This window comes from Nocardioides sp. BGA-UO-ETr-FS32 (genome assembly GCF_059567905.1).
Map to the genome: position 1 here is coordinate 156,959 of NZ_JCAQOX010000013.1, position 12,434 is coordinate 169,392.

Here is a 12,434-nt window from a genome sequence, read left to right on the forward strand (position 1 = left end):
TGCCCATCATGAGCACCATCGGATTCTCGCCGGGCAGCCAGACGATCGAAGAGCGTCAGACCGTCCCGACCGACGAGGGTGACCACGAGCGATTCTCCCACTACGTCCCCAAGGACAAGCTGACCGAGGCGATGGTCATGGGCACTCCCGTGATCGCGCTGTGCGGCAAGGTGTGGGTGCCCTCGCGTGCTCCGGAGAAGTTCCCCGTGTGCCCGGAGTGCAAGGAGATCTGGGACTCGATGAAGCCAGGTGACAAGCCCGGCGGCGGGTCCGGCTCGGACGGCTCGGGTCCCGAGGCGTGACGGGGCGGCCTGACGCGCCGCTGCCTCCCGCGTGGCCCGACCGGGCCGCGTGGGGCACCGCGCCGTCCCTCCGTGCCTGGCAGCAGGCGGCGGTCGACAAGTACCGCTCCGCCCAGCCCCGCGACTTCCTCGCGGTCGCGACCCCGGGAGCCGGCAAGACGACCTTCGCCCTGACGGTCGCGGCCGACCTGCTCAGCCGCCGCGTCGTCGACCGGATCACCGTCGTCGCCCCCACCGAGCACCTCAAGACCCAGTGGGCCGAGGCCGCCGCGCGTGCCGGGATCCCGATCGACCCGACCTACTCCGCCGGCAAGGGCAGGACCTCCGACGACTACGTCGGCATCGCGGTCACCTACGCCGGTGTCGCGGTCAACCCGCTCGCCATGCGGATCCGCACCGAGCGCTTCAAGACCCTCGTGATCCTCGACGAGATCCACCACGCCGGCGACGCGCTGTCGTGGGGCGAGGGCGTGCGCGAGGCCTTCGACCCGGCGACCCGGCGGCTCGCGCTGACCGGCACGCCCTTCCGCTCCGACATCAACCCGATCCCGTTCGTCAGCTATGCGCCCGGTGACGACGGCATCCCGGTCTCGGCCGCCGACTACACCTACGGCTACGCCCACGCCCTCTCCGACCACGTCGTGCGCCCGGTGCTGTTCATGGCCTACTCCGGCGAGATGCAGTGGCGCACCCGCGCCGGCGACGAGGTCGTCGCCCGGCTGGGCGAGCCGCTCACCAAGGACATGCACGCCCAGGCGCTGCGTACGGCCCTCGACCCGCGTGGGTCGTGGATCCCGGCGGTGCTGGAGGCGGCGGACACGCGGCTCTCGGAGGTACGCCGCCACGTGCCCGACGCCGGCGGGCTGGTGATCGCCGGCGACCAGGAGACCGCCCGCGCCTACGCCGCGCTGCTGAGGAAGATCAGCGGCGAGACGCCGACCGTGGTGCTGTCGGACGAGAAGGGCTCCTCGAAGAAGATCGAGAAGTTCACCGCCTCCGAGGACCGCTGGATGGTCGCGGTCCGAATGGTCTCCGAGGGCGTCGACGTGCCGCGCCTGGCCGTGGGCGTGTGGGCGACCACCGTCTCGACTCCGCTGTTCTTCGCCCAGGCGGTCGGCCGCTTCGTGCGCGCCCGGTCGCGCGGCGAGACCGCGTCGGTGTTCCTGCCGTCGGTGCCGCACCTGCTGGAGTTCGCCTCCGACATGGAGGCGCAGCGCGACCACGTGCTCGGGCGCCGCGTCCAGGACGAGGACGACATCTTCGCGGCCGAGGAGGGTCTGCTCGCCGAGGCGCAGCAGGGCGAGTCGGCCTCCGACGAGCTCGAGATGTCGTGGGAGGCGCTGGGCTCGACGGCGTCCTTCGACCACGTGCTCTACGAGGGTGCGCAGTTCGGCCACTCCGGCGAGGTGGTGTCCGGCTCCGAGGAGGAGATGGACTTCCTCGGCATCCCCGGGCTGCTCGAGCCCGACCAGGTCCGCGAGCTGCTGCACTCGCGGCAGAGCGAGCGTGCCCGCAAGCAGAAGGCCGAGGGCGTGGGGGACCGCGTGGTCGACTCGGTGCAGGAGCTCAGCACCCACCAGCAGCTCGGCGTGCTGCGGCGCGAGCTCAACGGCCTCGTCGCCGCGTGGCACCACCGCACGGGCCAGGCCCACGGCATCACCCACAACGCGCTGCGCAAGGAGTGCGGTGGTCCGCCGGCCGCCGTGGCCAACGCCGAACAGCTCCACGAGCGGATCAACCGGATCCGCGAATGGGCAGTGCGGCAGACGTCCTGACTTTCCTGTCATATTGAGCCCGTGCCCTCCGAGACCTCGCAGACGCTGGACCGCGGCCTCCGCGTCCTGCGGGTGCTGGCCGAGAGCTCCGAGGGCCTGACCGTCACCGAGCTCTCGCACCGGCTGGACGTCAACCGCACGGTGGTCCACCGGCTCGTCAGCACGCTCGAGCAGCACGGCCTGGTCCGCCGGGACGCACGCTCCAGGCTCTTCGTCGGGCTCGGGGTGCTCCACCTCGCGAGCGGCGTACAGCCGCTGTTGCGCGACCTCGCCATGCCGGTGCTGCGCCGGCTCGCCGAGTCGCTCGGTTCGACCGCCCACCTCACGGTCGCCGACGGCGACGAGGCGCTGGCGCTCGCGGTGGTCGAGCCGACATGGACCGACTTCCACGTGGCCTACCGCGTCGGCGCCCGACATCCGCTCACGCAGGGTGCGGCCGGCAAGGCCATCGGGCTGCTCGACGCCGACGGGGACGCGTACGCCGTCACCAGCGGCGAGCTCCAGACCGGCGCCCGCGGCCTCGCCGCTCCCGTGCGCGGCGTGGAAGGGCTGCGCGCGAGCGTCGGCATCGTGACCCTCGACGGCACGATCGACGAGGACGTCGTGGCGCCGCAGGTCATCGCCGCGGCGCGCGAGGTGGGGGAGCGGCTGGCCTAGGAGGCCTAGGACGCCTCGACGAACGGCTTGACGCCCGGACCGGGGCGCGTCGCGACGTCGCGTCGCCCGCTCACCTCGTGTCCCTCGGTGCAGCGCAGGACCACGCCGACCTCGCCTCCGCAGCCGACGTGCTCGAACTCCACCGGCGACCCCTCGGGGTCTGCGAGGTAGCGGTCGCCCCACGCCCGCACCGCGACCAGCACGGGGTAGAGGTCGAAGCCCTTGTCGGTGGGCCGGTACTCGTGGCGCTCGCGCTGCCCGGGCTCGCGGTAGGGCTCGCGGCGCAGGATCCCGGCCTCGACGAGCAGGGCGAGCCGGTCGGTGAGCACCTGGCGCGGGATCCCGGAGTGACGGCGCATGTCCTCGAAGCGCCGGACGCCGTTGAAGACCTCGCGCAGCACCACGAAGGTCCACCGCTCGCCGAGGACCGTCATCGCGCGCCCGACGGTGCAATTGTCGGTGGACCACTCGAGAGCGGAGGGACTGGCGGAGGGAGTGGCCGTCATTCCCCCACCCTAAGTCTCGTTGACAGACCCAGCAAGGGGATGCGACCCTGAATCCATGACGCAGACCCAGCCCGTCGAGAACCGGTTCCGCACCGAGACGCGCACCTTCGCCTGGACGCCGCCCGGCCAGGCCGACCTGACTCGGCTGCTGGAGCTCGACGGCCTCGAGCAGCTGATGGCGATGCGGTCGGGCGAGATGCCGCCCCCGCCGATCATGGACACCCTCGGCTTCACCGACCTGCGTCCCGAGCCCGGTCGCGTGGTCGTCGAGATGCCGGCCGCCGAGTTCCACTACAACCCGCTCGGCACCGTCCACGGCGGCGTGATCTCCACGCTCCTCGACACTGCCGCGGCGTGCGCGGTGCACACCACCCTGGCGGCGGGCGAGCTCTACACCTCGGTCGACCTGACGGTGAAGTTCCTCCGTCCCGTCACCGTCGACTCCGGCCTGCTCGCCTGCGAGGGCACCGTGATCCAGCGCGGGCGGCGTACGGCCCTCGCGCAGGCGCAGCTGACCGACGGTGGCGGCAGGCTGGTCGCGCACGCGACCTCGACGTGCATGATCTTCCCCGTCGAGGGCTGAGCCGGGGACGTACCCGGCCGGGGCGTACGGCCCCTGACGCTCACCCCGACGCCGGATCCACGGCCGCCCGTGCCAGCGGCACCACCCGGTAGGGGATCTGCGTCGCGAGCGCGATGACCGTCGTCGAGCGGTCGATCCCGGGCTCGGTCAGCACCAGGTCGATCACGCGCTGGAGGTCGGCGTTGGAGCGGGCCACCACCCGCGCCCACATGTCGCCGGCCCCGGTGATGGTGTAGGCCTCGAGGACCTCCGGGATGCCGGTCAGGTGCTCGGCGACGGCGTCGTGGCCTCCCCTGTCTGCTGAGCCCTGCCTGATCTCGAGGGTGAGGAACGCCGTCACGGGATAGCCGATCGCCTCCGGGGAGAGGTCGGGGCCCCAGCCGGTGATGACGCCGGCCGCGACGAGCTTGTCGAGCCGGGCCTGGACGGTGCCGCGGGCGATGCCGAGCCGGCGGCTGGCCTCGAGCACGCCGAGCCTGGGCTCGCTGGCGAAGATGTCGATCACCTTGCTGTCGATCTGGTCCATGTCGGCCCCTTGGCTGTGCAACCTGTCCAACGTTTCGCGCTACTGTTGCACACCTTGCCGGGAGTCGGCAGGGTTCGGACCATGACGACTGACATCGCCTCGACCGGTGGCGCCCTGACCGTGGACGAGATGAAGGCCGACCTCTCGCTCGAGCAGCTGCGCCAGCTCGTCGGCCTCGTGGAGTACGACGCCGAGTCCGACTCGTTCCCCGTGACCGGCTGGGACGCGATCTGCTTCGTGGTCGGCAACGCCACCCAGGCCGCGCACTACTACGCCTCCGCCTGGGGCATGGAGCTCGTCGCCTACTCCGGCCCGGAGAACGGCAACCGCGACCACAAGTCCTTCGTGCTCAAGTCCGGCTCGATCAAGTTCGTCCTCAGCGGCGCCGTCTCGCCCGACAGCGACCTCATCGCCCACCACGCCCGCCACGGCGACGGCGTCGTCGACATCGCCCTCGAGGTCCCCGACGTCGACCAGTGCATCGCCCAGGCCCGCAAGGCCGGCGCGACCGTGGTGCGCGAGCCGGAGAACCTCACCGACGAGCACGGCACCGTCCGGATCGCGGCCATCGCGACCTACGGCGAGACCCGGCACACGCTGGTGCAGCGCACCGTCGACGGCGAGACGTACGCCGGCCCGTACCTCCCCGGCTACGTGGCCGTCGCGCCGCGCTGGGAGAAGAAGGCCGACCAGCCCAAGCGCCTGTTCCAGGCCCTCGACCACATCGTCGGCAACGTCGAGCTCGGCAAGATGGACGAGTGGGTCGGCTTCTACAACCGCGTCATGGGCTTCGTGAACATGGCCGAGTTCATCGGCGACGACATCGCCACGGACTACTCAGCGCTCATGTCCAAGGTCGTCGCCAACGGCAACCACCGCGTGAAGTTCCCGCTCAACGAGCCGGCCGTCGCGAAGAAGAAGTCGCAGATCGACGAGTACCTCGAGTTCTACAACGGCCCCGGCGCCCAGCACCTCGCCCTCGCGACCGGCGACATCCTCGCCACCGTGGACGCGCTGCGCGCCAACGGCGTGGAGTTCCTCAACACCCCTGACTCCTACTACGAGGACCCCGAGCTCCGCGCGCGCATCGGCCAGGTCCGCGTGCCCATCGAGGAGCTGCAGAAGCGCGGCATCCTCGTCGACCGCGACGAGGACGGCTACCTGCTCCAGATCTTCACCAAGCCGCTCGGCGACCGGCCGACGGTCTTCTTCGAGCTGATCGAGCGCCACGGCTCGCTCGGCTTCGGCAAGGGCAACTTCAAGGCGCTCTTCGAGGCCATCGAGCGCGAGCAGGACGCCCGCGGCAACCTCTGACGCCCGCGCCCCCGCTGCCCGAGCGGTGAGTGAGACAGGTTTCGCAGCCCGGAAACGTGTTCCACTCACCGCTCGACGCATGCGGAGTGGAGCCGCGGTGAGTGACGCAGGTCTGGCAGCCCGAGAAGCTGTCTCACGCACCGCTCGGGCGTACGTCGGGCTCGCCCCGTTGACGTATCGAAAAACGATGCCCTATCGTTTGTCGACAACATCGACATTCGACATGCGGGGGATCCATGGACAGCGCGCGCGACAACGACCCGCTCAAGGTCCTCGAGGTGCTGGTGGGGGTGGTCGTCGCCGTCATGGCCGTCCTCGCAATCGCGACCCTGGCCGGTACGGCGTTCGGCAGCGGGCAGGTCCCCGGGGTGAACGCCGAGGTCTGCGCCACGTCGTCCGGTGACGAGCCGGCCTTCCGGCGGGTCGAGGGCGAGCGCACCGGTCCCGTCGGCCTTCGCGACGGCATCACGTGGCGCGCCGAGGAGGTGCAGGTCTGCGACTCCTCGCCCGACGGTGCCACCCGGGCGCTCGCCGGCGCGGGCCTGGTCGTGTGGGTCGGCGGTCCGGCCGTGTTCTTCGTGATGCTGTGGCGGTTCCTGCGCCAGGCCCGCCGCGAGGGCGTCTTCGCCGACCGCGTCCCCGGTCAGCTCAGGACGCTCGGTCGGATCCTCATCGCCTGGGCCGCGCTCGACTTCGTGCTCTCGGGCTGGGTCAACGCCGGCCTGCTCAACCGGATGACCGACAGCACCCTCGTCCTCTCCGCCACGGTCCCGTGGCTCCCCGTGCTCCTCGGAACTGCCCTCCTGGCGCTGGCTCGGGTCATGGGTGAGGCGGTGGGCCTGCGGCTCGATGTCGAGGCCACGATCTGATGGCCAGGCGCAGGCATGCGGAGACCGAGGCCGAGGCGGACGAGCCGCACGGCATCACCGTCCACCTCGACGAGGTGCTGGCAGACCGGGGGATGACGCTCACCGAGCTCGCGGACCGCGTCGGCGTCACAGTCGTCAACCTCAGTGTGCTCAAGAACGGGCGTGCCAAGGCCGTCCGGTTCTCGACGCTGACCAAGGTGTGCCGGGTCCTCGCGTGCCAGCCGGGCGACATCCTGCGGGTGGACTGAGAGGCTGTCGTCATGATGATCCGACCCGCCGAGCTCGCGGCGATCAAGGCCGGGACCATCGACCTGGCCTTCCGCCGGTGGGCGCGGCCGCGGGTCGTCGTCGGCACACGCATGCGTACGGGCGTGGGACTGGTCGAGGTCACCTCGGTCGAGCAGGTCAGTGTCGCGAGCCTGCGCGCCGACGACGCCCGCCGGGCCGGAGCGGCGTCGCTGGCCGCGCTCAAGCAGGCGCTCGCGGCCCGCTCGTCCGACCCCGTGTGGCGCATCGGGCTGGCGTACGCCGGTCCCGACCCGCGCGAGGCGCTGCGGGCCACGATCCCGGACGCCGACGAGATCGCCGCGATCTGCGACCGGCTCGACCGGCTCGACGCGGCCTCCGCCCACGGACCGTGGACCCGCGAGACGCTCGACCTGGTCGACCTCAACCCGACCGTACGCGCACCTGACCTCGCGGCCCGGGTGGGCCGCGAGACCGCGGACTTCAAGAAGGACGTCCGCAAGCTCAAGGAGCTCGGGCTGACCGAGTCGCTCGCGATCGGCTACCTGCTGTCCCCGCGCGGCGAGGCGGTCGTCGACGCCGGGCTCCCGGCTCCGCGTGAGCGCGCAGCACGCGAGGAAGGCACGCCCCTGCCCCGGAACATCGGTGCCCCCGCGACGCGCGCCCTGCGCGACGCCGGCATGACCACCCTCGAGCAGGTCGCGACCCGGACGGCGGACGAGCTGGCGGCGATGCACGGCGTCGGCCCGGTCGCGATCACCCGCCTCGGCGAGGCGATGGCGGAGCGGGGGCTCGCCCACCGCGGGGAGTGACGCGCGGCAGGCCTTGCCTCAGTGGGCGATGAGGCCCACGCCGAGCGCACCCATCAGCACCGCGATGCCCGAGTCGAGGACGCGCCACGCGTTGGGGCGGGCGAACAGCCCGCGCAGCAGGCGCGCGCCGTAGCCGAGGCCGAAGAACCACAGCACGCTCGCGAGCAGTGTGCCGGCGAGGAACCACCAGCGGTCCCCGCCGAAGCTGTTGGCCACGGTGCCGAGCATGAGGACGGCGTCGAGGTAGAAGTGCGGGTTGAGCCAGGTCAGCGCCAGCGTGAGCAGCACCGCACGCCCGACGGTGAGCGAGTTGCCCTCGCCGGCCTCGAGCGCCGCCGGACGCCAGGCGCGCATCGCGGCGTGCACGCCGAAGCCGATCAGGTAGACGCCGCCGAGCACCTGCGCCACCGGCAGGACGGCCGGCCAGCGCTCCAGCACGACGCCCAGGCCGGCCACGCCGGCGGTGATCGCGACGACGTCCGACAGCAGGCACGTCAGCACGATGGGCAGGACGTGCTCGCCGCGGATCGCCTGTCGCAGGAGGAATGCGTTCTGTGCGCCGACGGCGACGATGAGGGCGAGTCCGGTGAGGAGACCGGTGAGTGCAACCTGGAACATGACGTCAACGCTAGGCGCGTACGTGCCGTCAATCCAGCGAACTATTCTGACGAATCATTAGGATCTCTAAGTATGAAAGACGTCACCCAGCTGGACCCTGTGGCCCTACGCACACTGGCCGTCGCCGTACGGCTCGGCACCTTTGAGGCGGCGGCCCGCGAGCTGCACGTGACCCCGTCGGCGGTCAGCCAGCGGATCAAGGCCCTCGAGACCCGGATCGGCCGCGTGCTGCTGCACCGCGTCAAGCCGCTGGAGCCCACCGAGGCGGGGCTGGTCCTCGTCCGACTGGCCACCCAGACCGAGCTCCTCGAGCGGGAGGCGGTCGCCGAGCTGGTGGAGGAGGACGACGCCGACGGGACCTCGTACGCCTCCCTGCCCATCGCGGTCAACGCCGACGCGCTCTACGGCTGGTTCGTCGACGCCCTCGCCGAGGTGCAGACCCGGCACCGCGTGGTCTTCGAGGTGGTGCGCGAGGACCACACCCGGACCGCCGAGAGGCTGCGTCGCGGCGAGGTGGTGGCCGCGATCACCGGGGAGCCCAAGCCGGTGCCCGGTTGCCGTGTCGTACGGCTCGGACGGCTCAAGTACGCCGCGGTGGCGACCCGGTCCTTCCACGCGACCCACTTCGCCGACGGAGTCGGCTCGGCCACGTTCGCCGAGGCGCCGATCGTGGCCTTCGACCGCAGCGACTCCCTGCAGCACGACTTCGTCCGCCGGGTGACCCGTCGCCACCTCGCCCCGCCGGTGACCTACGTGCCGTCGGTGCGGGAGTTCGACCGCGCCGTACGGGTCGGCATGGGGTGGGGGCTGCTGCCGGAGTCCGACGTCCTCGACGAGCTCGAGCGGGGTGACCTCGTCGAGCTGGTCCCCGGCCGCCGTCCCGAGGTGCCGCTGTTCTGGCAGCACTGGCGCCTCGGCTCCGCACTGGTCGACGACCTCACCGAGGCCGTGGTCGGCGCGGCGCGAGCGTGGATGGCGGGCTGAGGCCCGCGCCCGAGATGTCCGGTTCTCCTGACAGGCCCCGGCCCCGGTCCTAGGCTCCGAGCGTGATCGGGCACACGGCTCGAGCCGACCGGACGGGGGAGATCCAGTGGCACGTCGCAATCCATCGTGGGCGTGCGCCCTCGGCGCCGCCCTGCTGCTGACCCTCAGCGCATGCGGCGGCTCGGGAGAGGCCGCGTCCACCGAGGCGTCGGACGTGCTCCTGGAGGGCGAGCAGCTCGAGGCCATGGTCAGTCAGGTCGACAAGATGGGCATCGTGGAGTGGCACGGCCAGCTCCTCACCAAGAACCCTGACAACGGCGGCAAGCGGATCTTCGACCTCGACGGTCGCTTCAGCCCCTCCACGGGCTACAGCGAGCTCTCGATGGACTCCGCAATCGACGGCAACAGCCAGCAGGTCGACTACCTCGTCGTGGCCGGTCGCACCTACTTCAACAGCGAGGTCTGGGGTCCCGGCGCCGCTGACTGCTGGGCCGACATCACCGACGACCAGGCCCGCAGCTGGGCCCTGCCGACCGACCTCGACCCGACGTGGCCGGTGACGGCTGCACGCGCGATCCGCCTCGCCGGCGACGGCGTGGCGGTCGGCGTACCCGCCGAGGAGGTGCTCACCGGCATGCCGCGCGGGCTCTTCCCGGAGGTCCCCGCCGCGCTCGACGGGATCGAGGCCAAGGCCGTCGTCACGCCGCACGGCCACCTGATCGAGGTCGGCGTCGACGTCGTCAACATGTGGAACGAGCTCCCCGCGGCGGACCTGGCGAAGATCGAGACCCGCAAGGCGGGCTGGTGGGCGATGACGATGAAGGAGTCGCAGAACGGCGCCAACATCGTGCCCCCGAAGTACGTCTTCGACCCCGCCGTCACCCCGCCCAGCCAGTGCAAGCGGGTCTGACCCGCCCGACCGCCCTGTGGCGGGCATGATCGACCCGTGCCCACCTACGTCGCCTTCCTGCGCGCGATCAACCTCGGCGCCCGGCGGAAGTTCCCCAAGGACGCGATCAAGGCGGCCACGGAGGCCGCCGGCGGCGTGGACGTCGAGACCTACATCAACACCGGCAACGTCCGCCTGACCCACTCCGCACGCTCGGTGGCGAAGGTCCGGGCCGCCCTCGAGGAGGCGTACGCCGCCGAGGCGGGCTTCGACGTCCCGACCGTGGTCTTCACCGCGACCGACCTCGCCGCCCTGACGGCGCGCGGCGAGGAGCTGCACGCCGAGCACGACCCCGGCGGCCAGCACTACGTGACGCTCTTCCCGGCCGCGCCGGACGCGGCGGCGGTCGCGGCCGCGCACGCGCTGGAGCACGCGGGGGAGAGGGTGGTGGTCGACGGCCGGGCGGCGTACGTGCTGCTCGACGGCGACATCCACACCTCGCGGCTGCTGTCCTCGAAGGAGTTCGCGGCGCTCGGGCAGGGCACGGCGCGCACCATCAAGGTGCTGCGGACCGTCACCGGGAAGTGGTGCTGAGCGCCGCTCGGTCAGGCGATCTCGACGCCGGCGCCGGCCATCTCGGTGATCGCCGCCGCCGTGCTGTCCTCCGCGACGCCCGCGCACATCGCGGTGAGCACCCGGGTGGTGAAGCCCTCCGTCGCGCTGTCGAGCGCCGTCGCGCGGACGCAGTGGTCGGTGGCGATGCCGCACACGTCCACCTCCGCGACGTCCCGCGCGCGGAGCCACTCGGCGAGCGGCTCACCGGCGGCCGTACGCCCTTCGAAGCCGGAGAAGGCGGCCGCGTGCTCGCCCTTGTAGAACACCTCGTCGAAGGGCTGCGGGTCGAGGTTGGGGTGGAACGCCGCCCCCTCGGTGCCGACCTTGCAGTGCACCGGCCACGACTCGGCGTAGTCGGGCTTCACCGACCAGTGGTGGCCCGGGTCGATGTGGTGGTCCTTGGTCGCGACCACGACGTCGTACGTCGGCGCGTCGCCCGACCGGGCGTGCCACCGGTGCAGCAGGTCGTTGATCTCGGCGGCCACCCGGGCACCGCCCGCGACGGGCAGCGACCCGCCCTCGCAGAAGTCGTTCTGCACGTCGACGACGATCAGGGCTCGGGGCATGTCCCGAGCCTAGCGGGGGCCGACGTAGGAGCTCCGCGCGTGGCGTGGCGCCAGGGCTGGGCTGCGGGCTGCCAACTCACGAGTTGGTCGACCAACTCGTGAGTTGGCGACTTGGGTGCGCAGAATCGGACGATTCCGCACCCAAGTCGCCAACTCGCGAGTCACAACGACGCCCGGATGCGTTCCCGCAGCAGCGCCTGACCGGCTGGCGAGAACAGGGACTTCTTCAGGAGCGCGTGCCAGGCCCGGACCCGGGTGGGGTCGTGCGGGCGACCCAGGGCCTGGTCTGCGTCCTTCAGGATCGTGATCGCCCGGTGGAGAACGTCGTGGGAGGTGTAGCCGCGCCGCTCCCACCTCTCGGTCGCGAGCCGGCGTTCCCGCCGGAGGTCCTTCCGGTGTTGCTTGGGGTCGCGGTGGCCCGCACCGTCGAACTCCGGGAGCCGCCGCGTGTCCACGATCCACAGGTCGCTCCGCGCGATGAACTCACCATCCGCGCCGAGGACCCGGTGCTGCGCCACGACCGCCACGTCGCAGGCGCGGTGCAGCTCTCGGAGCAGCACCTCCCAGATGCTCTCCGCGCCGCCGGTCGCCCTGTCGAGAGCACGCCGCATGCGAGGTGACCCTGGGTAGCTCTCGCTCAGCAGCCGGTCCTCGTCGTCCTCGGTGAGCACGCCGCGGTGGCGGGCACCTTCGACCAAGCACGTGAGGTCGAGCTCATGGAGGTCGCGAGCGGCGATGAGCAAGCACTGGGGAGCGGTGTCGCAGCGAAGCCCGTTGACGATGACGGGATTAGGCGAGACGTGTCGGCGTACGACTCGCAGGCCGGGACGAATCGGTCGCGGGACGCCGTAGGGGAGTGAGATCCAGACAGGGAGGCCGTCGTGCGGGGGTAGCCAGATCCCGTGGACGCCAGCCCCTGTCAGGTGGGTGAACGCCGCCTCGGGTGGCAGTGCCAGCTGCCACGCGTGCAGCGAGCCGGTGCGTACGTCCTCGGAGTCGGAGAGCCGGTACGCGTTGCGGGTCACCCGGGTCGTCCCGGCGGGCGCGCGGCTCGTACGGCTGGTGCGGATGGCGTCCATGGATCGGGAGCCTGCCGACGGTTGGGCGGCCGGGGCCACCCCGTCAGCCGGATCTGTGGACGAGCGCGGCCGAGCTACTGCCGAGTTGGCGAC

General features: G+C 71.7%; 16 protein-coding genes. 11 read left to right on the forward strand and 5 right to left on the reverse strand.

The window, feature by feature from the left end:
• Positions 1-8 precede the first annotated feature (8 nt).
• Genes AC57BS_RS05860 through AC57BS_RS05870 form a run of 3 tightly spaced genes read left to right on the forward strand, consistent with a single transcriptional unit; the run spans position 9 to position 2,734 of the window.
• A complete protein-coding gene (locus AC57BS_RS05860; protein WP_191279722.1) occupies positions 9-302 on the forward strand; it encodes a DUF3039 domain-containing protein in 294 nt (97 codons plus the stop codon).
• On the forward strand, positions 299-2,077 hold the full coding sequence (locus tag AC57BS_RS05865; RefSeq protein ID WP_496410510.1) for a DEAD/DEAH box helicase: 1,779 nt from the start codon (positions 299-301) through the stop codon (positions 2,075-2,077). Before AC57BS_RS05860 ends, AC57BS_RS05865 begins: the two co-directional genes overlap by 4 nt.
• Before the next feature lie 21 nt (positions 2,078-2,098).
• Positions 2,099-2,734 (forward strand): IclR family transcriptional regulator, encoded by a 636-nt coding sequence (locus tag AC57BS_RS05870; RefSeq protein WP_496410511.1) that lies wholly within the window; start codon positions 2,099-2,101, stop codon positions 2,732-2,734.
• A 5-nt stretch (positions 2,735-2,739) separates the two neighbouring features.
• Here AC57BS_RS05870 and AC57BS_RS05875 read toward each other — a convergent pair whose 3' ends face one another.
• Positions 2,740-3,240, reverse strand: coding sequence for a winged helix-turn-helix transcriptional regulator (locus AC57BS_RS05875; protein WP_496410512.1), 501 nt, complete (start codon positions 3,238-3,240; stop codon positions 2,740-2,742).
• 55 nt (positions 3,241-3,295) lie between these two features.
• Between AC57BS_RS05875 and AC57BS_RS05880 the strand changes: the two genes are divergently transcribed.
• Positions 3,296-3,823: a PaaI family thioesterase gene (locus tag AC57BS_RS05880; RefSeq protein WP_496410513.1), complete on the forward strand. Its 528-nt coding sequence runs from the start codon at positions 3,296-3,298 to the stop codon at positions 3,821-3,823.
• A 40-nt stretch (positions 3,824-3,863) separates the two neighbouring features.
• Here AC57BS_RS05880 and AC57BS_RS05885 read toward each other — a convergent pair whose 3' ends face one another.
• On the reverse strand, positions 3,864-4,349 hold the full coding sequence (locus tag AC57BS_RS05885) for an Lrp/AsnC family transcriptional regulator (protein WP_496410514.1): 486 nt from the start codon (positions 4,347-4,349) through the stop codon (positions 3,864-3,866).
• 81 nt (positions 4,350-4,430) lie between these two features.
• Between AC57BS_RS05885 and hppD the strand changes: the two genes are divergently transcribed.
• From hppD to AC57BS_RS05905, 4 genes are all read left to right on the forward strand, one after another.
• Positions 4,431-5,663 carry a 4-hydroxyphenylpyruvate dioxygenase gene (gene hppD / locus AC57BS_RS05890; RefSeq protein WP_496410515.1) on the forward strand — a complete coding sequence of 411 codons (1,233 nt, stop codon included), beginning with the start codon at positions 4,431-4,433 and terminating at the stop codon, positions 5,661-5,663.
• A 236-nt stretch (positions 5,664-5,899) separates the two neighbouring features.
• Entirely contained in the window at positions 5,900-6,532 is a 633-nt protein-coding gene (locus AC57BS_RS05895; protein ID WP_496410516.1) for a DUF2975 domain-containing protein, read from the forward strand.
• Positions 6,532-6,780: a helix-turn-helix domain-containing protein gene (locus AC57BS_RS05900; RefSeq protein ID WP_496410517.1), complete on the forward strand. Its 249-nt coding sequence runs from the start codon at positions 6,532-6,534 to the stop codon at positions 6,778-6,780. The genes AC57BS_RS05895 and AC57BS_RS05900 overlap by 1 nt, the downstream gene beginning before the upstream one ends.
• A gap of 12 nt (positions 6,781-6,792) precedes the next feature.
• On the forward strand, positions 6,793-7,590 hold the full coding sequence (locus AC57BS_RS05905) for a helix-hairpin-helix domain-containing protein (protein WP_496410518.1): 798 nt from the start codon (positions 6,793-6,795) through the stop codon (positions 7,588-7,590).
• An 18-nt stretch (positions 7,591-7,608) separates the two neighbouring features.
• On the opposite strand, the gene AC57BS_RS05910 is transcribed toward AC57BS_RS05905, so the two are convergent.
• Entirely contained in the window at positions 7,609-8,208 is a 600-nt protein-coding gene (locus tag AC57BS_RS05910; protein WP_496410519.1) for a LysE/ArgO family amino acid transporter, read from the reverse strand.
• 72 nt (positions 8,209-8,280) lie between these two features.
• On the opposite strand from AC57BS_RS05910, the gene AC57BS_RS05915 reads away from it, so the two are divergent.
• The 3 genes from AC57BS_RS05915 (at position 8,281) to AC57BS_RS05925 (ending at position 10,675) form a co-directional block, all read left to right on the forward strand.
• A complete protein-coding gene (locus tag AC57BS_RS05915; protein WP_496410520.1) occupies positions 8,281-9,192 on the forward strand; it encodes a LysR family transcriptional regulator ArgP in 912 nt (303 codons plus the stop codon).
• Positions 9,193-9,298: 106 nt separating this feature from the next.
• A complete protein-coding gene (locus tag AC57BS_RS05920; RefSeq protein WP_496410521.1) occupies positions 9,299-10,102 on the forward strand; it encodes a hypothetical protein in 804 nt (267 codons plus the stop codon).
• A gap of 36 nt (positions 10,103-10,138) precedes the next feature.
• Positions 10,139-10,675: a DUF1697 domain-containing protein gene (locus tag AC57BS_RS05925; RefSeq protein WP_496410522.1), complete on the forward strand. Its 537-nt coding sequence runs from the start codon at positions 10,139-10,141 to the stop codon at positions 10,673-10,675.
• Between the two features lie 11 nt (positions 10,676-10,686).
• On the opposite strand, the gene AC57BS_RS05930 is transcribed toward AC57BS_RS05925, so the two are convergent.
• Positions 10,687-11,262: an isochorismatase family protein gene (locus AC57BS_RS05930; protein WP_496410523.1), complete on the reverse strand. Its 576-nt coding sequence runs from the start codon at positions 11,260-11,262 to the stop codon at positions 10,687-10,689.
• 161 nt (positions 11,263-11,423) lie between these two features.
• A complete protein-coding gene (locus AC57BS_RS05935; RefSeq protein ID WP_496410524.1) occupies positions 11,424-12,341 on the reverse strand; it encodes a putative endonuclease domain-containing protein in 918 nt (305 codons plus the stop codon).
• Between the last annotated feature and the right edge of the window lie 93 nt (positions 12,342-12,434).